Genomic DNA, 20197 nt, shown 5'->3' on the forward strand with positions numbered 1-20197 from the left:
GCGATGAATTTCGATCTCAACCAGGAACAGCGCGCGTTTCAGGATGCGGCGCGCAGTTTCGCTGAACAAGAGTTACAACCGCTGGCGGCGCAATGGGATGCGGACGGCTTTTTCCCGCGTGCCGTGATAGAAAAAGCCGGTGACATGGGCTTTTGCGGCCTGTATTCCCCTGAAAGCGCAGGCGGATTGGGCTTGTCACGACTCGACGCCAGCATCATTTTTGAAGAGCTGGCAGCGGCCGATCCCTCCACCACCGCGTATCTGAGCATACACAATATGGCGACCTGGATGCTGTGCAGCTGGGGTAGTGCAGCCGTGCGCGAACGCTGGGCCAGCGCGCTGACTTCGGGCCGGCAACTGGCTTCGTATTGCCTGACCGAGCCGGGTGCGGGTTCCGATGCGGCAGCCCTGCGCACCAAGGCCAGCGCGGTTGACGGCGGTTATCGTATCAACGGTGCCAAGGCATTTATCTCAGGCGCCGGTGCGTCCGATGTGCTGATCGTGATGGCACGTACCGGCGCGGCGGGTGCGGCCGGTATCTCGGCGTTTGTGGTGCCGGCAGGCAATGCCGGTATCAGCTATGGCCGGCTGGAAGAAAAATTAGGCTGGCATAGTCAGCCTACGCGTGCGGTGTTTTTTGAAGATGTGTGGGTGCCGCAGGATCATTTGCTGGGTGAGGTTGGCCAAGGTTTTCGGCTTGCCATGCGCGGACTGGATGGTGGTCGCATCAATATCGCTGCCTGTTCTATCGGTGCTGCACAAGGCGCGTTAAATGCAGCGCAAACCTATGTGCGTGAGCGGCGTCAGTTCGGCCATCTGCTGGCGGATTTTCAGTCTGTGCAATTCAAACTGGCAGACATGCTGACCGATCTGATTGCGGCACGTCAGTTAGTCCGTATGGCGGCCGTCAAGCTGGATGAGCAGGCGGTGCATGCGACAGCCTATTGCGCCATGGCCAAGCGCTTTGCCACCGACGTCGGTTTTCAAGTCTGCGATGAAGCGATGCAGATTTGCGGTGGCAATGGCTATATCCGCGAATACCCGCTGGAACGCCTGATGCGCGATGCACGCGCCCACAAAATCGTGGAAGGCACCAATGAAATCATGCGCTCGATTATTGCGCGTCAATTCCTCAACACCCTGAGTACCGGAGAACTGCGATGAATCACTACCATAATCTGCAAGTACAACTTGAACAGCATACTGCGCTGATCAGCTTACACAATCCACCCGCAAACACCTTCACGCGTGAAGGCCTGATGGCATTGACCCAGCTGGTGCATGACCTGAATGCGCGACCTGAAATCACCAGCCTGATTTTGTCTGGTAGCGGGCAAAAGTTTTTTTCTGCGGGTGCAGATTTGCAGGCATTTGCATCTGGCGATAAAGCGCTGGCACGCGAAATGGCGCGCCGCTTTGGTGAGGCCTTCGAGGCATTGGCGGCGTTCCGCGGCGTGTCGGTTGCGGCAATCAATGGCTATGCCATGGGCGGCGGGCTGGAGTGTGCGCTGGCCTGTGATATCCGTATCGCAGAAACCCAGGCCGTGCTGGCCCTGCCGGAAGCTACGGTCGGTTTGCTGCCTTGTGCTGGTGGTACCCAGCATCTGAGCTGGCTGGTTGGTGAAGCCTGGGCCAAACGCCTGATCTTGTTGGGCGAACGCATCGATGCCGCTACCGCCTTGCGTATCGGTCTGGTGCAGGAAGTGGTGGGCAGCAGCATGGCCCTTGAACGGGCGCAGCAACTGGCGGCCCTGGCTGCTAAACAAAGCCCGCGCAGTCTGCGCACTTGCAAGCAATTGATACAGGGTGCACGCAGCCAGCCGGTACAGCACATGCTGGTGCAGGAGCGTGAAGCCTTTGTGGATTTGTTTGACGGGCCCGATCAGACCGAAGGTGTGCAGGCATTTTTAGAAAAACGTCAGCCTAACTGGAGTTATCAATGATGGAGGCTAAGGTGATGAATGATAAGGCTATGGATGTCGTCTTATTTGAAGAGCGCGTGTGTGCCGATGGCAAGCGGCTGGCAATCGCAACCCTGAACGTGCCTGCGACCTTAAACGCCTTATCGCTGCCTATGGTGCAGCTGCTGACTGCGCGCCTGAAGCAATGGGCCAGCGACCCGCAGATTGCGCTGGTGCTGTTGCAAGCGAGTGGTGATAAAGCCTTTTGTGCTGGCGGCGATTTACAACAGCTGTATCAGTCTATGCGCACGCATCATGCCTCGGCTGCAGCGGGTGATTGCTGCGCGAATGCGTATGCGGCAGAATTTTTTGCGAGTGAATACCAGCTCGATTATCTGATACACCGTTATCCCAAACCTGTGCTGTGCTGGGCGCATGGCGTGGTGATGGGCGGCGGTGTGGGTTTGATGATGGGCGCCAGCCATAAAGTGGTGACTGAAGCGACCCGCTTTGCGATGCCAGAAGCCGCGATAGGCCTATTCCCGGATGTCGGTGGCTCCTGGATGCTGTCACGCCTGCCCGGCAAAATTGGCTTGTTTCTGGCACTGACCGGCGCCCAGCTACGCAGCGCCGACTGTCTGTATGCGGGCATCGCTGATTACGCAATTCCACATGCGAGCCGTGAGCAACTGATCGCCGCTATCCTGCGCCAGGGTTGGAGCATTTCACCATTTGAAGCGGCTCAGCAATTGAGCCAGCTGCTGCATAGTGTCGCCATGCCGGAAGCCGTATTAGCCGGGCCTTTGCAGGAAGCGGCTACATTGATCGATCGTTTGTGCGAGGGCGAGAATTGGCAGCACATCGTGCAGAAACTGCGTGATCATGCATACACTGACCCTTGGTTGCAGAAAGCCGCAGCCAGCCTGCACAAGGCCGCACCTTTATCGCTGGCACTGGCCTGGGAAGCGCAACGGCGTGCGGCCACCATGTCGCTGGAACAGGTGTTTCAGATGGAATATGTGCTGGCTTTACGCTGTGCCGCTCACACTGATTTTGCAGAAGGGATTCGCGCTTTACTGATAGACAAAGACGGTAAGCCGCAATGGCAGCCTGCCGATCTGCAGCAACTGACGGCAGCCCACATGGAGACGTTAGTGGCGGCCATGTTTGCCGCGCCAGACTGGCCTCAGCATCCGTTACACGACTTAGCCCAGCCCGAAGTGTCAGTGCAGCAGAATGAGCACAATGAGCACATTAACCTGGAGGAGCAAGCAGCATGAGTCAGATTGCATTTATTGGTTTAGGTAATATGGGAGCGCCGATGGCGCTGAACTTACTCAAGGCCGGACATCGCCTCAGGGTGTATGACTTATCGGCTGCAGCTATGGATAAGCTGGCCAGCGCCGGTGCGCAGTGTGCCAGTTCCGCCGCCGATGCGGTGCTTGAAGCGGAGGTGGTGATTTCTATGCTGCCAGCGAGCCGCCATGTCGAAGCCCTGTATTTTGGTGCCAAGAATAGCCCCGGCATACTGGGGCTGATCGCAGACGATGCGCTGGTTTTGGATTGCAGCACAATCGCTCCGCAGACTGCGATACAGCTGGCCAGCGCGGCGGCGGAGCGTGGCCTGAGTTTGCTCGATGCGCCGGTTTCAGGCGGCACTGCCGGTGCGGCCGCAGGCACGCTGACCTTCATGGTGGGCGGCTTGCTCAATGATCTGGAACGCGCGCGTCCTATACTGTCCGCAATGGGAAAAAACATTTTTCATGCAGGCAGTTATGGCGCAGGTCAGACTGCAAAAATCTGCAATAACATGTTATTGGGCATACTGATGGCGGGTACCGCAGAGGCGCTGGCGCTGGGTGTGGCGAACGGGCTGGATGCGCATGTGCTGTCGGATATCATGCGTCAGAGTTCAGGCCGTAACTGGGCACTGGAATTGTATAACCCTTGTCCCGGTGTGATGGATAATGTGCCCGCGTCACGCGGCTACAGCGGCGGTTTTGGGGTGGATCTGATGTTGAAGGATCTGGGCCTGGCTGCGGAATCAGCACGCACGGTACAGGCTGCGGTGCCGCTGGGTGAGCTGGCGCGGAATCTGTATGCTTTACACAGTCAGCAAGGCGCGGGTGCTTTAGATTTTTCCAGCATTTACAGCTTGTTGGGGCGTAAGGCCGAAGACTGACGCCGATCGTCAGTTTCAACGTGTTATGCGCACCTGAGTCCGCAATGTTGCGGATACTCAGGTGCGCAGATACTCAGCTTTTTAGTACAGATTATTTCAACTGCATTCAGACTGGCTGCGCCACCGCATCCACCGTTGCGCTGGCTTGCTGATCCTGTTCGGCCAGCAGCCTGAGCTGACGTGCTGCTGCCACCATATTCGCGAGTGCCAGTTCGGTTTCCTGCCATTGGCGGGTTTTCAGGCCGCAATCCGGATTCACCCATAAACGCGCATCGGGAATCACGCTGCGTGCCTTGCCCAATAAGCGAGCGATTTCTTCCGGTTTGGGTACCCGTGGTGAATGGATGTCATACACGCCGGGACCTATATCGTTAGGGTAGGAAAAGCTGGAAAATCCATCCAGTAATTCCATGTCTGAACGCGAGGTTTCTATCGTAATCACATCGGCATCCATGGCAGCGATCCAGGGCAGGATGTCGTTGAATTCTGAATAGCACATATGGGTATGAATCTGGGTGGTATCGCGCACCCCGGCTGCACACAGTTGGAAGGCCTGTACTGCCCAGTCCAGATAATGCGCCCAGTCTTGCTGGCGCAAAGGCAGACCTTCGCGGAATGCGGGTTCATCGATTTGTATCATGCCTATGCCTGCCTGTTCCAGATCGCAGACTTCATCGCGTAATGCCAGTGCAATCTGGCGCGCCGTGACTTCGCGTGGCTGATCGTCACGCACGAAAGACCATTGCAGCATCGTGACTGGTCCGGTCAGCATGCCTTTCATCGGCTTGTCGGTCAGGCTTTGCGCATAGGCGCTCCAGCTTACCGTCATGGCTTCGGGGCGATACACATCGCCATAAATAAACGGCGGTTTCACGCAGCGCGAACCATAACTCTGTACCCAGCCAAAATCGGTAAAGCCATAACCCCACAGCTGTTCACCGAAATACTCCACCATGTCATTGCGTTCTGGTTCGCCATGTACCAGCACATCCAGTCCCAGTTCTTCCTGCTTGCTGACTACCAGGCTGATTTCTGCGCGCATTTTTTCCAGATAATCGAGATGGCTGATTTCAGCACGCTTATACGCGGCGCGGGTCTGGCGTATGGCTGGTGTTTGCGGAAAGGAGCCAATGGTGGTGGTCGGGAACAGCGGCAACTGCCATTTTTCTTGCTGGGCGCGGATACGTTCGCTGAAGCCAGAATGACGCTGAGTATCTTTGGCAGCAATCGCTTGCAGACGCTTTTGTACCAGCGGATTGTGGATGCGCTTAGAGTTCTGGCGCGACTGTACGGCCTGATCGCTGGCCGCCAGTTGGGCCGCGACTGCTGCTTCACCTTGATCCAGTGCCAGTCTCAGGGTTTGGATTTCTGTGATTTTCTGATTCGCGAAAGCCAGCCAGTTTTTCAGTTCGCTATCCAGCCGGGTTTCGCTGTCCAGATCGACCGGTACATGTAGTAAAGAACAACTGCTGCTGATCCAGCAACGCTCGCCTAGCGCCGCATGCACAGGCTGCAGCTTGTGCAGCGCGCGCCGCAAATCGGTACGCCAGATATTGCGGCCATCGACCACGCCCAAAGACAAAACCTGCGGTGCCGGCCAGTTCGCCAGTACATCCGTCGTCAGGTGAGCGCCACGCACCAGATCCAGATGTACACCGGCCACAGGCAGGCTTTGCAGTAAGTCCAGATGCTGACTTACATCGCCAAAATAGCTGGCCAGTAAAATCTTAGGCGCGTGCAGGCTCAATGCCTGATAGCAGGGCAGGAATTGCGCCAGATAGGCCGCATCCAGATCCAGTGACAGCACTGGTTCGTCGATTTGCACCCAGGTCACGCCTTGCTGTTGCAGGCGCTGCAGTATGCCTTGATAGGCGCTCAGCAATGGCGGCAATAATTCCAGTGCATGTGACAGTCCGGATTTGACTTTGCCCAGTGCCAGCAGACTCAGCGGTCCCAGCAACACTATCTTAGGCTGAAAACCCGCGGCCTGCGCCTGACTGACTTCGTCAAACAGCCAGTCAGTGCCGCCGTCAAAGCGGGTGTGCTGGCTCCATTCCGGGACCAGATAATGGTAGTTGGTATCAAACCATTTGGTCATTTCCATCGCAAACTGCTGGTTGTTGCCGCGTGCCAGTTCGGAATACTGTTGCAGATTCAGACTGGCGGGATCGAAGCCAAAACGTTCCGGGATCGCGCCCAGCAAAGCCAGGGTTTGCAATACATGATCGTAATACGCGAAATCGCCGACCGTGACCAGATCCAGACCGGCATCCGCCTGACTTTGCCAGTGGCGCAGACGCAGGCTGGCGGCCAGTTCCTGCAATTGCTGTTCGTTGCTGTCGCCGCGCCAGAACGATTCCAGCGCAAATTTCAATTCTCTGTGGGCGCCTATGCGCGGATAACCGGGGATGTGAGCTAAGGACATGATGGACTCCAGATCAAAGGGTGGTTGCAAACCTGAGGCTTGATTGCGTAAGCCTGATACGGGTTTCGGGCTTGTCATTTTGTCTTGGGGTCGAGTATTATTCAAACGATATAAATTCCTATTCATCATGAAATTTACTCATAATGGCATCTATACTGGAAATACGGCACTTAAAAACCCTGCGTGCCCTGCGCGAGGCAGGCAATCTGATGCGCGCTGCCAGCTTGCTGAATGTGACTCAATCGGCCTTATCGCATCAGATCAAGCAACTGGAAGAGCACTACGGTCTGGAATTATTTGAGAGGAAGTCGGTGCCGGTGCGTTTCACCGCAGCCGGGGAACGGCTGCTACAACTGGGCGATGACTTGCTACCGGCTGTGGCGGAGGCCGAGCGCGATATGGCGCGGCTGGCGCAGGGCGAGGCCGGGCAGTTAAGAATCTCAGTGGAATGCCATACCTGTTTTGACTGGCTGATGCCAGCCATGGATATTTTCCGGCAACGCTGGCCAGCGGTGGAGCTCGATATTGTGTCGGGCTTTCATGCCGATCCTATCGCTTTGCTGCACGAACACCGCGCTGATATTGCGATTGTGGCCGACCGGGATGCCGATGAGGTAGTCGATTACCATCCGCTGTTCCGCTATGAAATCGTGGCGCTGGTCGCCAAAGATCATCCTCTGGCGGCACGCGATTATCTGGTGGCCGAAGACTTTGCCAGCGATACCCTGATTACCTATCCGGTACCGGATGAGATGCTCGACGTAGTGCGGCAGGTGTTGCGGCCAGCCGGTATCAAGACTACGCGCAGGACGACTGAGCTGACAGTCGCGATGCTGCAATTAGTCGCGAGCAAACGCGGTATCGCGACCTTGCCTTTATGGGCCGCGCAAAACTACCTGAACCGGAATTATGTGCTGGCTAAGAAAATCAGCGCCGACGGCTTGACCGGTCGTCTGTATGCGAGCTGCCTGCCAGCCATGTCATCCAAAGCTTATCTGCTCGACTTTGTGCAAACTATCCGTGAAAGTAGTTTTTTGACGCTGAGTAATGTGGAATTGCTGTGAATTTACATGGCAGGATTTAGCGCCACAACGTAGTTGAAACGGTTTGGTGTAATTTCTAAAAAAACCGGACCGTGGCCTTGGCGCACGATCCGGGTTTGCAGCAGTTTGCAGCGGGGGGATTGAAATCAAAGAGTTACAGCGGGTCAGCCACACCAATAGGTGAAGGGCTGATATTCACGATCAGTGAGAATAACTGTTCATAGCGATAGCGTTCACCGCTGTCATCCAGCCGTTCACGGTTTTCCATGAAGGCGGCATCTACTTCCTGCCAGTCATCGACAAACAGCACTTGCCTGGCGACCGGCATGATCACATCTTCTTCTTTACGCATATGCGCATAGTAAAACTTGGCATACTGCTCGACCAAGTCATAGAATTTGTCGAATGCAGTGTGGCCCTGGAATTCATACTGCAGCAAGGCATCCTGCAAACGATGGACTAAGACTTCGCCACTAGTGTGCTGTTCGATCAGCGCATCGAGTTCGGCATCGAGCTGGTGCGTGCGTTGCTTGATTTTCGCGAACAGGTACTGATCCTCTTTCGGATGATGGACTTTTTCGGGATATTCGGCGATGTAGTACAACATGGCACGAAATACCTTCAGATCCGGAACCGGTCCGCCCTGTTTGATTGAGCGTACAAAGTACAGCATGCCTTGTATGACAGCGGACAAATGCTCGTGTTCCTGGTGGATGATATCGACTGAAACCGGATGGAAATTCCTGGCGCTCATCTTAAATCTCCCTGTTTTTGATTGTGCATCTGAATTGATATGGATCTGAAACACTGTATTGCGCGATAAGATAGTTAAACTGCGATGAATTTACTCTGTGCAGGCAAAGCCACCTTTGATATGGCGCAAATAGCAGACTGCGTCTGCGCTATTTCACGCATCGTGATGAGGTAAATGCTGCAACAGGCAGTGCTGACCTCATCCGTAAATTGAAGTATAGAAGCTGGCATTGGCTGCGTTTGAATATTGAGCATGTACCAATAAGATTTTTGTCGGGAGTCTGTTGTTCTGTCAGCTTGCCCGCCATCTGATCATAGAAGTAGTCCTGCACAGACCTATATTTTCTGTGTCTTTCTACGGCTTTTTGCCTGGTGAGCCGCGCCTGTCCTTGGTTTTCATTCTGCAAATGAGAAAAAACCTGCTTTGACGGGCAGGTTTTTTTCGTCACTGGCGCTGAAGTCGTGCTTACTGGCGTTTTTTAGCCAGTATCCCTTCAATCTGATCCATGATGCTGTTCATGCGCTTGAACACCGCCTGATACGGGGCGGGTGAGGCGAGGTCGACGCCAGCCTGTTTCACCAGCTGATACGGGTAGGCGGCGCCGCCGGTTTTCAGGATGTTGAGGTAGTTGTCGCGTGCGCCCGGTGTGCCTTTTAATACTTCATCGGCAAACATGGAACCGGCAGCGATCGAGGTCGCGTACTGGAACACATAGAAGCGGGTGTAGAAGTGTGGGATGTAAGCCCATTCGGTGGCATACACATCGTCGATTTTCATGATGCCTTCCTGATCGCCATGGTAGCGTTTCAGGATGCCGCCATAGATCTGGCTCAGTCCTTCACCCGTCAGGGATTCGCCTTTGTCGACCTTGGCATGGACTTCGCGTTCAAAGTCGGCGAACATGGCCTGACGGAAGAAGGTGCCGCGCAGGTTTTCTAATGCTGAACCCAGATACAGCAGGCGTTCATCATCCGATTTTGCGATTTTCAGCATGTGATCGAGCAGGAATACTTCATTGGTGGTAGAAGCAATTTCTGCGGTAAAGGTCGGGTAGTCTGCCGTGATGAAGGGCTGCGCCTTATTCGCCAGATAGGAGTGCATCGCGTGGCCCCATTCGTGGCCCAGCGTCGAGAGCGACTCATAATCGTCGTTGTAATTCAACAGGATGTAAGGATGCACGTCATAGCCAGCGCCAGTCATGTAAGCGCCTGAGCGTTTGCGCGCGCGTGGGTAGACATCCATCCAGCGTTCGGTAGTCGCCTTAGTCATCGCCTTGGTGTAATCCTCACCCAGCGGTTTGACCGACTCCAGCATGTATTTCACGCCTTCAGTAATGCTGTATTTGAAGTCGCCCGATACCAGCGGTGGATAGATATCGTAGTAGCGCAGATCGTTCACACCCAGCATACGCGCACGCAGCTTGAAATAGCGGTGCAGGGTAGGCAGGTTAGCCTGGGTCTGGCTGATCAGGGTGTCATACACGGCGCGCGGCAAATTATTGGCATCAAGTGCATGGGTCAGCGAATCCGGATAATTTCTGACCTTGGCATAGGTGCTGTCTCTTTTGAGTTGTTCATAAAACGTGACGCCATAGCTGCGCTCGAATTCTTTCCATTTGCCCCAAAATGCATCAAACACCAGCTTGCGGTCAGCACGATTCGACACGGCGCGGTATTTGGTATAGGCCGCCTGGTCGATCACAACTTCTTCGCCATTGGATAATTTCACTTTAGGCCAGGGCATATCGGCATTGGACAACGTGGAGTAGACCGCGCTGGCGGTGCCGGTTGCCATACTGAAGGTGGCGATCAGTGCCTCGGCTTTCTGATCCAGTGTGTGTTTGGCACCGCGCAGTATGTCATTGAGCGGGTGGCGGTAGATGCTCAGGGATTTATCTTTAGCCAGGTAGCCATCGATTTTTTTTGCGCCCAGGTTCAGCACTTCGGGACGGATAAAGGAACTGGCCTCTTCAAATTTACTGCCCAGGATGTCGGCCGTCTGCGCCAGATCCTGACCAGCGTTGTTGCCGGTATCCTGGTCGCGGAATTGGGCAGCGTAGGTGCTCAGACGAGAGTAGCGTTTTGCGATATCGGCATACAGATCCAAGCAGGATTTGAATTTTGGCAGTGAGTCACCCAGGTGGCCGCTGCATGTCAGCAGTTGTGGGAATTGCGCTTCCAGTTTTTTTGCATCCAGATCCCAGGCAGCGCGATCCTGATACAGATCTTGCAGATTCCAGCGGTAGGCTTCGGTATCATTCGGATGATTGGCATAACTGCTGACAGGGAAGGCAAAAGCAAGGCCAATCAGCGCGGCGATCAGATTTTTTTTCATGGGGTCTCCTGGTTGTAGCGTGCAGGCCGGGCAGCCTGTAGCAATGTGTAATGCATAACCTGAAAATATACCGCGAACACTGCACTATTTCTAAGAAAAACCAGGTACTTCAACTTGGAAAAACAAAATTCCATAGAATCTTTGGCGAGCTGATGGCGCGTGCTGTTTTTATATGAAAATTCCCTGCTGACAGCCTGAATTCTTTGGCTGGAGAAGAGCGTGCATGTCGCTTTCCGGTACAATTCAGAGACTCTGACTGTAGAACTCATCATGAAACACTTCCGTTTTTCTCCTGATCCGATGACCATGATGTTATTGGGGATGATAGCACTGGCCAGCTTTTTTCCGGCGACCGGTGCTTATGCCTTAGCGTTTGACCGTTTATCGACGCTGATGATCGCTGTGCTGTTTTTCATGCATGGTGCGCGTTTATCACGTGAAGCGGTGGTGGCTGGCATGATGCACTGGCGGCTGCATCTGCTGGTGTTGGGGATTACCTTTGCGCTGTTCCCTGTGCTGGGTTTGGCCTTACGGCCCGTGCTGGAGTCGCTGGTGACGCCTGAGATTTATTTAGGCATCCTGTATCTGTGTGTGCTGCCATCGACGGTGCAATCCTCGATTGCTTTCACGTCTGTTGCGCGCGGCAATGTCTCGGCTGCAGTATGCAGTGCCTCAGCCAGTAATATTCTGGGCATATTCATCACGCCTGTTCTGGTCAGCCTGATCGTGAAAGCCGGTTCTGGCTTACCTTTCTCCTGGGAGCCGGTGCTGAAGATCGTCGTGCAGCTCTTGCTGCCCTTTGTTGCGGGTCAGTTGTTGCGTCCCTTGATACGGCAATGGGTGGATCGCTGGTCGGGCGCACTAAAAAAGCTGGATCAGAGTTCGATTTTGCTGGTGGTGTATGTCGCGTTTGGCGAAGCGGTGGTGCAGGGCATCTGGCAGCGGGTACCGCTTGCGATGCTGCTGGTGATATTGATGATCAGCGCACTGCTGCTGACCATCATCATGCTTATCACGACTTATGGCAGCCGGCGTCTGGGGTTCTCTAAGGAAGATGAAATCACTATCGTATTTTGTGGCTCGAAAAAAAGTCTGGCCAGCGGTGTGCCTATGGCTAAAGTGTTGTTTGCCGGCGGCTCGGCCGGTTTAGTTTTACTTCCTATCATGCTGTTTCATCAGTTACAGTTGATGGTTTGTACCGTGCTGGCGCAGCGGTATGCCAGCCGCAAAAACTGAGCGGACAATTTTTTCATTCGCAGTCAACAGTCAATTCACTTAAGGATAGAAGCATGCCTCAGTTTGCAGCCAACCTTAGCATGATGTATCAGGAATATCCCTTCTTGCAGCGTTTTGCCGCAGCTGCGCAAGACGGCTTTAAAGCGGTCGAGTATCTGTTTCCGTATGAATTTTCTGCACAGGAATTGCGTGATGCGCTGGACGCGGCAGGCTTGCAGCAAGTCTTATTCAATGCCCCGCCGGGTGACTGGGCTGCCGGTGAGCGCGGTATTGCCGCTTTGCCGGGGCGCGAGGCGGAATTCAGACTAGGCTTTGATCAGGCACTTAGCTATGCGGAAGTATTGGGTAATCCATACATCCATGTAATGGCTGGCATCGTCGATGCACAACAAGACCATGAGCGTTGTCGTGCGGTGTATCAGCGTAATCTGGCGTATGCGGCATTGCATGCAGCGCGTCATGAAAAGATCGTGTTGATCGAGCCGATTAACACCCGTGATATGCCGGGCTATTTTTTAAATATGCAGGAAGATGCGCAGCAAATTTGCCATGAAATCGGCGTCGAGAATCTGCAACTGCAGTTTGATATTTATCATTGCCAGATCATGCAGGGCGACGTCACAACCCGCATGTTGGAGGGCTTGCGACGTCAGGAAGGCCAGATCGCGCACATACAGATCGCTGGTGTGCCGGGACGGCAGGAACCTTCGCTGGGCGAGCTGAATTATCCCTATCTGTTTGCACAACTGGATGCGGCGGGTTATGCGGGCTGGGTCGGTTGCGAATACCGTCCGGCGGCTGGGACTTCAGCCGGACTGGACTGGCTGCGGCCCTACTTAAAGCGGGATTGAAAGGCTGTTTTACTGCATGCTAAGCACCGACGACAAAGCCCCGTTACTGCGGGCTTTGTCGCTATCAGGAGATTAATGTTGTTCAGTATTGCGTTGTGACTTTCAGACCCGAGAACTTAGTTACTCCGTATAAGCTGATATAGATGTAACCGGCAGGTGGGTTGTTGATGATCACGCTTTCGTTGTTGCCCGGATTGACCGAACTCGCATTGTAGTGATCGCGTGAAGGCCAGCTGCCATTGGTGCTCACATACATATCCGCATTGCCTGTGCCACCACTGGTACTGATCGTCAGTTTGGTGGTGCCAGCCGGGACGCTGAGATACAGATAAGCGTAGTCGCCTGCCACACTGCTCACATTGCTGCGACTGCAGTTTTTGCCCAATGCAGCAGCACTGCCAGGGCATTCCGGCAAATTTCCCCCGTTGCTGAGATTGATGGTTGTTGAGACCTTACTGCTGTCGCCCGCATTGTCTTTCACCGTCAAGGTAACCGTGTAGCTACCTGGATTGCTATAGGTTTTTGACGGGTTGCTGGCACTGGAACTGCTGCCATCGCCAAAGTCCCAGCTACGGCTGACGATACTGCCATCACTGTCGGTCGAGGCATCGCTGAAACTGACGCTCAGGCCATTGATGCTGCTATTGAACGCGGCTACCGGTGGTTTGTTCACTGGTGGCACGGTTGAGCTGCATTGCGGTAAAGAGCCATTGTTCACGCAAGGCAGCCATGCACTGAAGTCCGCATCCAGCGTGGTGTTGATGCCATTCATATAGCTGGTGTATGCGCTGTAATTCCCTGGACGGAAATAGGAATTCAACAATGTGCTGACCCGATTGCGCTGCTTTTCAAACATATAGCGTACTGCCAGATAGCCCCAGTTATACACTCTGGTCTGACCGGACGAATAGTCATTGTTGAAAATCTGACTCAGTTTGTAGGTGCCGCTGGCTGCCTGAGCCTTCGCATCGCTGTACTCGAGTTTGCGATACGAGTAAGACATATACTCCGCAAAACCCTCTATCCACCAGATAGAATTGACACTGACGGCAGCATTGAAATCACCAAACATATTAAAGCGGCCATCCAGGTAGTGGATGTATTCGTGGGTCAGATTCCAGATTTCAAAAGCAGGCAACTTCCATTCGGCCTGGTAAGCGATAAAGCGCGCCTGGTTATTGGCAGCGGAAGGATCTCCTTCCAGATACATGCCGCCGTTATTGGTATCGATGCCAAAAATTGCACCGGCATAGGTAGCGTAGGATTTGCTGCTATTGAAAATCACCATTTCCAGCTGCTTGTTATTGTCATTCGCAACCGGCACATTCCCAGACTGTACCTGCTGATGAAAATATGACTCTTCGCCGCCGACAATGCTACAGGCTTCCTGCAGTTGTGCGCTGGTCAGCGATTGCGCTTTGAGTCTGAGTGTCGGTGAGCAGCTATATCGTACCGGCAGCACATTGCTGTCTAAGGTAGACTGGAAATTGCACAGATTGTAGTAAGCACAGTTTGCTTTATCGTAGTAGTCGACCATTTCGCCTAGCCCTACCCAGACAGCAGCGGTATTACCTGTGACATTGCTACGGTCTAGCATGGTTTTTACGCGGGATTTGGCCAGATTTTTTAATGCGCCGCCTTCGCTATATTGCAGAAAACGCGCCATTTCACGGCCTGCATTCGCGACCAGATAGTCGTTATCTGTCCCAAGCAAACCGAAGTTCGCATTCATGAAATTGTAGAGGCTATCCACGATAGTCGGGTCGGACTGCACCAGTGATTTGAAATCGGCATTCTGATGCCCGCGAAACAGAACAGTGAATGCGTTGTTGACGGCACTGCGCATGTACCAGAAATTGAGGAAGCTGCTGTTCAGGCTCAGCATGCGTTTAACCGCGGTGTTCAGGTAGCGAGCGTTCTCAGTTGCGCTGTCTATCAGGGTGATAAATTCAGACAGGATTTCACCGTGTACGTCATTCATCAGCACAAAATTCGGATTTTTGATAAACGCATCTAAGGCTGCGCGTATCGCAGTTTGCAGATTCGTGCCATAGCTGCCTACCGCCGTATCGTAAAACTGCACATAGTAACCTGCACGCAAAAACATCACCATTTGCAATGCGCTACCCGCATTGCTGCCGTTATAGCTGGCGGCTTCGCTTTCAAAGGCTTTGGCTATCGTGACCATCTGCGCTTCTTTAAAAATGGCATTCGCCTGAGCGCCACTGACACCGAATAAATCATTGATGCAAGCTGAGCTTGAGGACTTCACCAGGCTGACCAGCGCAGCGCCGCTGGCGGAAGCAAACGCATTGCGATCGCAGGCTGCGAGTGCTTTGTCCAGTGTTAAAGCACGCGATGACTTGGCCAGTTCAGCTTTGGACAGATTCGTACTCAACGATGAGGGACGGTTTGGAATAGCGGCCTGGTCGGCGCTGCCATAGCTAATGCGGGCATTGATCTGGCTCGCCTGCCGTGGCGCCCGTTCAGCGGGAGTGTAGGATTTTTTCTGGTGGTGTTTGCTGGAAGCCTGAGATTCCAGGCTGGCGGTTTTGTTGACTGGTGCGGATAGCTTGTCCTGAGCGTCAAGTGCATGGCCTTCTGAGGCGAGCAGCGTGCCGCTGATCGCTGCACAGGAAATGAGTAAACGGGGTAAGGCGGTGGAAAGATAGCGTTTCAATTGAGTCTCCTTTGTTGGCATGGATGCTAGGTAGTTTGTCCATGACGTGTAGATGCTTAACTGTTTTGCACATCGTTGAAGCCTGTCGGTGTCCTCCTTGAGTGTGGGTGGATAAAATGAATATTTGTTTGTTTTTATTCGGAATTGCAGCGCTGAATTTGTTTGCTATTAATACATTGATACTAAAAATGATGCCTAATTGGTTAAAAATAGGAAATTAAGCAATAATTCAAAGAAAAAAATTACGCTGATGCAATTAATAAATATATTTATATTAGATTTGCGAAAAGTCAAATATATTTAGCGTCAAGACCTAAGGAGGGCGGGAAGGATGGACGGCGCTGTTTTCAGCGCTTGTTGCCCGTTCTTGTCATCGCGTGAGCAGGCCGCACGAGGGAAATGGCGTGGCAGTGAATTCAGGCTGAAACGCTGAAATTGCGCCGACTGGCTGATCTGAAACAGCCGTGTAAATGAGGTATGCAGAGAGTCGGGCAGAGAGGTGGGAGGTGTAGCGATAGGCGTGGCAAGCGCAAGCGCTGCATATGGATGGAACTGTTGTGGTAAGCGGAAGAGCCAGCGTTAGCCAACATTAACCAGTATTGGCCAGCTCCTCCTGTCCCCGGTCTGCGTTTGATGTATGCAGAGCAGGTTTATTCTTGCGCTACTTGCAGTATCAGTTTGCCGAAATTTTTACCTTCAAACAGCATCAGCAGGGCTTGCGGGAATTGCTCTAAGCCTTGCACGATATCCTCGCGGGTGTGGAATTGTCCTTGCTGCATCCAGGCGCCCATTTCCGCAACGGCTTCCGCATAACGGCTTGCATAATCAAATACCACAATGCCTTCCATGCGTGCACGGTTGACCAGTAAAGACAGGTAATTTGCCGGGCCTTTCACAGGCGTCGTGTTGTTGTACTGGGAAATCGCGCCGCAAATAATGATGCGCGCTTTCAGGTTGATGCGGGTCAGCACTGTATCGAGAATATCGCCGCCGACGTTGTCGAAGTAGATATCCACACCATTAGGGCAATGTGTTTTGAGTCCTTCTTTGACTGAGTTGTTTTTATAGTCTATGCAGGCATCAAAACCCAGCTCCTTGACCACGAAATCACATTTCTCTTTGCCACCTGCGATGCCCACCACGCGACAGCCTTTTTGTTTGGCGACCTGGCCTACGGTTTGTCCTACCGCACCGGCGGCACCCGACACCACCACGGTTTCGCCCGCTTTAGGTTGTCCGACATCGAGCAAGCCGAAATATGCGGTCATCCCCGGCATACCCAGCGCATTCAGAAATTTTGGCAGCGCCGCCAGCTTGGGTGAGACTGGATAAAACGCCGCGTGTTTATCATTGGCATCGCCTATCCAGTATTCCTGCACACCGGTACCACCAGATACATAATCACCGGCTTTAAAACGTGGCGATTTGGATTCAACTACCTGGCCGATGCCGCCCGCCCGCATGACTTCGCCGATTGCAACCGGGCGGATATAGGATTTACCCTCATTCATCCAGCCGCGCATGGCCGGGTCCAGCGACAGGTAGATTGTTCTGATCAGGATTTCACCGTCCTGCAAGTCCCGCAGTGGCTCTTCGGTGAATTGCCAGTCGCTGGCTTGTGGTAAGCCGACCGGACGGGCTGCCAGACGGATTTGGTGGTTGATGCGTGGGTTCATGTCGTCTCCAATTTATTTTTTGGGGCATCCGTGTGCATGTGGTGTACGGATGTTTCTTCTTTGTCGCCGTACACAATATACATCAAATTGGAATAAATAGAACGAGCGTACTTTTTAAATTTTTTTGACAGATTTGGATTTTGTCAGTGCCACTGCCTTTGCCCGGTCTGAATAAAAACGCGTTCTCATGCGACAATGCGCACTTCGCTGTTTGCAGAAATATCCGAATATTATTTGAAAACTCTATTCCTCAGAATAGCTGAACCAACGAAAAATCGAAAATGAGTCAAAAACCTGAATTTATCCTGACCTTGTCCTGTCCCGATCAACGCGGCATCGTGCATCGTGTCTCCGGCTTACTGAGCCAATATGCATGCAATATCATTGACTCAGCCCAGTTCGGCGATGCACAATCCGCCAGCTTCTTTATGCGTGTACATTTTGCGGCAGAGGATGACAGTGCGAATCATGTCATATTGCATGCGGCATTTGCCGGACTGGCGCAGGAATTGGGCATGGAATGGCAGCTACATGACGCGCATCATAAGCCGCGTGTGATGATACTGGTGTCACGCATAGGTCACTGCCTGAATGATTTATTGTTCCGCCATAAAAGTGGTTTGCTGCCGGTAGATATACGCGCCATCGTGTCGAATCATCCGGATTTTTACCAACTGGCCGCCAGCTACAACATTCCCTTTCATCATTTGCCTTTGGCTACAGGGGCGCCGGAAGGAGTGAAGCGCATCCAGGAGAAAAAAATACTGGAAATCGCTGAAGCGGAGGACGTGGAGCTGGTCGTGTTGGCGCGTTATATGCAGATCCTGTCACAACAAATGTGTGAGGATCTGAAAGGCCGCGCCATCAATATCCATCATTCTTTCCTGCCCAGCTTTAAAGGAGCAAAACCGTATTACCAGGCGCACGAACGCGGTGTGAAGCTGATCGGCGCGACCGCACATTTTGTGACCAGTGATCTGGATGAGGGTCCGATTATTGAACAGGATGTAGCGCGGGTTGATCATGCAATGGGGCCGGAAGAACTGACTGCGATCGGGCGCGATGTGGAGTGCGTCGTGCTGGCACGCGCAGTCAAGTGCTTTGTGGAGCACAGAATTTTAGTTAATGGACATAAGACAGTCGTATTCAAATAATGGCATTAAAATCGATCATTTATAAAGCAGAACTCAATATTTCTGATATGGACCGCGGCTACTACGCGGATCACAACCTGACCATCGCCCGCCACCCGTCGGAAACCGATGAGCGCATGATGGTGCGGGTATTAGCCTTCGCGATTCATGCCGCAGAAAGGCTGGAATTTGGTAAAGGGATTTCGGATACAGAAGAACCCGATTTATGGGAAAAAGACTACACCGATGCGATCCAGACCTGGATAGAAGTCGGCCAGCCGGATGACCGCCGCTTGTTAAAGGCTTGCGGCCGTTCTGAAAAGGTGTATGTATACAGCTATGCCAGTGCCAGCGATGTCTGGTGGAAGCAGATGAATAGCCGTTTAGACCGTGCTAAGAATCTGAGCGTCAGAAATATCCCGGCCGAACAAAGTCAGGCCCTGGAGAAACTGGCACAACGCACTATGCAATTGCAATGCACGATACAGGATGGTCAAATCTGGCTGTCAGCCGGTGAGGTATCAGTGCAGATTGATGTGGAGACGTTGAAAGACTTTGCGTGAGCATGCAGCTGCGCCGCTCAGCCAGACAGCGTAGAGCAGATGTGCTCATCCTGTTCTTGCTGGGGCTGGCGCATGTAGGACTGATCGCTCTTTTGTTACGTAGTCAGCTTGATCGTTCCGGGCCCGGCAGGCTGTTGATCACTCAGACCATAGCGCTGCATTTCGTGCCTGTGCAGCGTCAACGCACGCTCACTGCTCGCGACGCAGGGCAGTCGGCGCAGTCAGCTAAGCCAACTCAACTACAATCAGCCGGACGACGCCCGAGTCGCGCCGCACCAGCGCTCACATCCACACCTGCTCAGGTCTCCGATACGGATAACAGCGGCAAAGCCAGTAATTCCATATTGGCAGGTGACGCGCATCCGGCTGAACCGGCAACGCTGGACCTGCAGATACGGCGTGACTGGCTGCGTCAGGACAAAGCCACGCCCCAAGAGCTGGCGCGTAACGATCCACGCGCCAATGCTGTTAAACCTACGCTCAGCGAACAATTCGCACTCAGACTCGGCACCTTGGAATGCATCTTTCAGGAACGTCTGCCCGATGGCCGCATATATCGTGGTCCCGGCCGGTGGGTCACAGTGCAGAACCTGCACAATGCGGTCAGTGGCGGTACTGGCAGTACGAAATTATGTGCGCGGTACTGATGGCAACGGAATTTTATCTCCGTTGCCTTTGCTTCAGAATCGGCGGAAGAGTTATGCGTTTAAGCGCCACTTAATACCTTAGTCAGCCAGTTGCCGATATCGACGATCTCTTCTTCGCAGACGGAATGTGGCATCGGGTAGGTATGCCATTCTATCTGGTAGCCGCATTGCTCCAGCAACTGGCGCGATTGCTCTGCGCGTTGTAAAGGAATCACGGGATCAGCCACGCCATGTACCAGGAATATCGGTGTATTCTGGTTAGCAGGATGACGCTCGGCAGCGATGTGTTCGCTGAGCGGTACATAGCCCGACAAGCACAGCATGCCGCCCAGTTGTTGCGGATAGCGTAAGCCGGTTTGCAGGGTCATGGCGCAGCCTTGGGAGAAACCTGCCAGGATGATGCGATGGGCAGGTATGCCGCGTTCGATTTCTCTGGCGATCAGTTTTTCAATTTTAACTTGTGACTGGCGCAGGCCAGCTTCATCTTCACGTCTGGCGATGTCGGTGCCCAATATGTCATACCATGCGCGCATCACATAGCCACCGTTGATGGTGACCGGCATGGTTGGCGCATTCGGAAACACAAAGCGGATAGGCGGACAGGCGCGTAAATCCAGCTCTTTGACGATAGGGACGAAATCATTGGCGTCCGCACCCAGTCCATGCATCCAGATGATGGAGGCAGTTGCTTGCGGGGCGCTTTCCAGTTCTATGGTGGTCAGGTATTGGCTCATGACAGGCTGATGCTCAGGTTAAGTATAGGCGCGGTGTT

Annotated in this window: 16 protein-coding genes; 10 read left to right on the top strand and 6 right to left on the bottom strand. The window is 53.3% G+C overall.

The features are described 5' to 3' along the window. The first annotated feature begins 3 nt into the window (after positions 1-3). From H8K47_RS12890 to mmsB, 4 genes are read left to right on the top strand one after another with little or no spacing between them, the layout of a single operon-like run. Positions 4-1164, top strand: coding sequence for an acyl-CoA dehydrogenase family protein (locus H8K47_RS12890; protein ID WP_186881826.1), 1161 nt, complete (start codon positions 4-6; stop codon positions 1162-1164). Beyond that, positions 1161-1943 (top strand): enoyl-CoA hydratase, encoded by a 783-nt coding sequence (locus tag H8K47_RS12895; protein WP_186881827.1) that lies wholly within the window; start codon positions 1161-1163, stop codon positions 1941-1943. Before H8K47_RS12890 ends, H8K47_RS12895 begins: the two co-directional genes overlap by 4 nt. Next, complete coding sequence (locus tag H8K47_RS12900; RefSeq protein ID WP_230410204.1) at positions 1940-3181, top strand: enoyl-CoA hydratase/isomerase family protein; 1242 nt, start codon at positions 1940-1942, stop codon at positions 3179-3181. Before H8K47_RS12895 ends, H8K47_RS12900 begins: the two co-directional genes overlap by 4 nt. Next, positions 3178-4083, top strand: a complete 906-nt coding sequence (gene mmsB / locus H8K47_RS12905) for a 3-hydroxyisobutyrate dehydrogenase (protein ID WP_186881828.1) — start codon at positions 3178-3180, stop codon at positions 4081-4083. The genes H8K47_RS12900 and mmsB overlap by 4 nt, the downstream gene beginning before the upstream one ends. 106 nt (positions 4084-4189) lie before the next feature. On the opposite strand, the gene metE is transcribed toward mmsB, so the two are convergent. Further along, entirely contained in the window at positions 4190-6508 is a 2319-nt protein-coding gene (metE, locus tag H8K47_RS12910) for a 5-methyltetrahydropteroyltriglutamate--homocysteine S-methyltransferase (protein WP_186881829.1), read from the bottom strand. Positions 6509-6648: 140 nt separating this feature from the next. Here metE and H8K47_RS12915 point away from each other — a divergent pair, with 140 nt between their 5' ends. Further along, the gene (locus H8K47_RS12915) at positions 6649-7572 is read left to right on the top strand and encodes a LysR family transcriptional regulator (protein ID WP_186881877.1); all 924 of its coding nucleotides are present in this window, start codon (positions 6649-6651) and stop codon (positions 7570-7572) included. Between the two features lie 133 nt (positions 7573-7705). On the opposite strand, the gene H8K47_RS12920 is transcribed toward H8K47_RS12915, so the two are convergent. Both H8K47_RS12920 and pepF read right to left on the bottom strand, forming a co-directional pair. Then, positions 7706-8305 carry a hemerythrin domain-containing protein gene (locus H8K47_RS12920; RefSeq protein WP_186881830.1) on the bottom strand — a complete coding sequence of 200 codons (600 nt, stop codon included), beginning with the start codon at positions 8303-8305 and terminating at the stop codon, positions 7706-7708. 465 nt (positions 8306-8770) lie between these two features. Continuing rightward, positions 8771-10639: an oligoendopeptidase F gene (pepF, locus tag H8K47_RS12925; RefSeq protein ID WP_186881831.1), complete on the bottom strand. Its 1869-nt coding sequence runs from the start codon at positions 10637-10639 to the stop codon at positions 8771-8773. Positions 10640-10909: 270 nt separating this feature from the next. On the opposite strand from pepF, the gene H8K47_RS12930 reads away from it, so the two are divergent. Then, a complete protein-coding gene (locus H8K47_RS12930) occupies positions 10910-11875 on the top strand; it encodes a bile acid:sodium symporter family protein (RefSeq protein WP_186881832.1) in 966 nt (321 codons plus the stop codon). Between the two features lie 53 nt (positions 11876-11928). Continuing rightward, a complete protein-coding gene (gene otnI, locus H8K47_RS12935; protein WP_186881833.1) occupies positions 11929-12726 on the top strand; it encodes a 2-oxo-tetronate isomerase in 798 nt (265 codons plus the stop codon). Between the two features lie 82 nt (positions 12727-12808). Here otnI and H8K47_RS12940 read toward each other — a convergent pair whose 3' ends face one another. After that, on the bottom strand, positions 12809-15406 hold the full coding sequence (locus H8K47_RS12940) for a collagenase (protein ID WP_222612793.1): 2598 nt from the start codon (positions 15404-15406) through the stop codon (positions 12809-12811). 650 nt (positions 15407-16056) lie between these two features. Next, positions 16057-17082 carry an NADP-dependent oxidoreductase gene (locus H8K47_RS12945; RefSeq protein ID WP_186881835.1) on the bottom strand — a complete coding sequence of 342 codons (1026 nt, stop codon included), beginning with the start codon at positions 17080-17082 and terminating at the stop codon, positions 16057-16059. 281 nt (positions 17083-17363) lie between these two features. Between H8K47_RS12945 and purU the strand changes: the two genes are divergently transcribed. The 3 genes from purU to H8K47_RS12960 are packed head-to-tail and all read left to right on the top strand — an operon-like array spanning position 17364 to position 19425. Next, positions 17364-18236: a formyltetrahydrofolate deformylase gene (gene purU / locus H8K47_RS12950; protein WP_186881836.1), complete on the top strand. Its 873-nt coding sequence runs from the start codon at positions 17364-17366 to the stop codon at positions 18234-18236. Then, positions 18236-18778: a YaeQ family protein gene (locus H8K47_RS12955; RefSeq protein ID WP_186881837.1), complete on the top strand. Its 543-nt coding sequence runs from the start codon at positions 18236-18238 to the stop codon at positions 18776-18778. The genes purU and H8K47_RS12955 overlap by 1 nt, the downstream gene beginning before the upstream one ends. Beyond that, positions 18775-19425 carry a hypothetical protein gene (locus H8K47_RS12960; RefSeq protein WP_186881838.1) on the top strand — a complete coding sequence of 217 codons (651 nt, stop codon included), beginning with the start codon at positions 18775-18777 and terminating at the stop codon, positions 19423-19425. The genes H8K47_RS12955 and H8K47_RS12960 overlap by 4 nt, the downstream gene beginning before the upstream one ends. A 59-nt stretch (positions 19426-19484) precedes the next feature. Here the strand turns inward: H8K47_RS12960 and H8K47_RS12965 are convergent, their stop codons facing one another. Beyond that, positions 19485-20159 (bottom strand): alpha/beta hydrolase, encoded by a 675-nt coding sequence (locus H8K47_RS12965; protein ID WP_186881839.1) that lies wholly within the window; start codon positions 20157-20159, stop codon positions 19485-19487. Between the last annotated feature and the right edge of the window lie 38 nt (positions 20160-20197).

The sequence above is a fragment of the Cognatundibacterium rugosum genome, from assembly GCF_014284365.1.
Taxonomy (GTDB): Bacteria; Pseudomonadota; Gammaproteobacteria; order Burkholderiales; family Burkholderiaceae_D; genus Undibacterium; species Undibacterium rugosum.

Excerpts from the sequence above, each read along its gene's own strand:
- H8K47_RS12890 (WP_186881826.1), top strand. The coding sequence starts at position 4 with ATGAATTTCGATCTCAACCAGGAACAGCGCGCGTTTCAGGATGCGGCG.
- H8K47_RS12895 (WP_186881827.1), top strand. The coding sequence starts at position 1,161 with ATGAATCACTACCATAATCTGCAAGTACAACTTGAACAGCATACTGCG.
- H8K47_RS12900 (WP_230410204.1), top strand. The coding sequence starts at position 1,940 with ATGATGGAGGCTAAGGTGATGAATGATAAGGCTATGGATGTCGTCTTA.
- mmsB (WP_186881828.1), top strand. The coding sequence starts at position 3,178 with ATGAGTCAGATTGCATTTATTGGTTTAGGTAATATGGGAGCGCCGATG.
- metE (WP_186881829.1), bottom strand. The coding sequence starts at position 6,508 with ATGTCCTTAGCTCACATCCCCGGTTATCCGCGCATAGGCGCCCACAGA.
- H8K47_RS12920 (WP_186881830.1), bottom strand. The coding sequence starts at position 8,305 with ATGAGCGCCAGGAATTTCCATCCGGTTTCAGTCGATATCATCCACCAG.
- pepF (WP_186881831.1), bottom strand. The coding sequence starts at position 10,639 with ATGAAAAAAAATCTGATCGCCGCGCTGATTGGCCTTGCTTTTGCCTTC.
- H8K47_RS12930 (WP_186881832.1), top strand. The coding sequence starts at position 10,910 with ATGAAACACTTCCGTTTTTCTCCTGATCCGATGACCATGATGTTATTG.
- otnI (WP_186881833.1), top strand. The coding sequence starts at position 11,929 with ATGCCTCAGTTTGCAGCCAACCTTAGCATGATGTATCAGGAATATCCC.
- H8K47_RS12945 (WP_186881835.1), bottom strand. The coding sequence starts at position 17,082 with ATGAACCCACGCATCAACCACCAAATCCGTCTGGCAGCCCGTCCGGTC.
- purU (WP_186881836.1), top strand. The coding sequence starts at position 17,364 with ATGAGTCAAAAACCTGAATTTATCCTGACCTTGTCCTGTCCCGATCAA.
- H8K47_RS12955 (WP_186881837.1), top strand. The coding sequence starts at position 18,236 with ATGGCATTAAAATCGATCATTTATAAAGCAGAACTCAATATTTCTGAT.
- H8K47_RS12965 (WP_186881839.1), bottom strand. The coding sequence starts at position 20,159 with ATGAGCCAATACCTGACCACCATAGAACTGGAAAGCGCCCCGCAAGCA.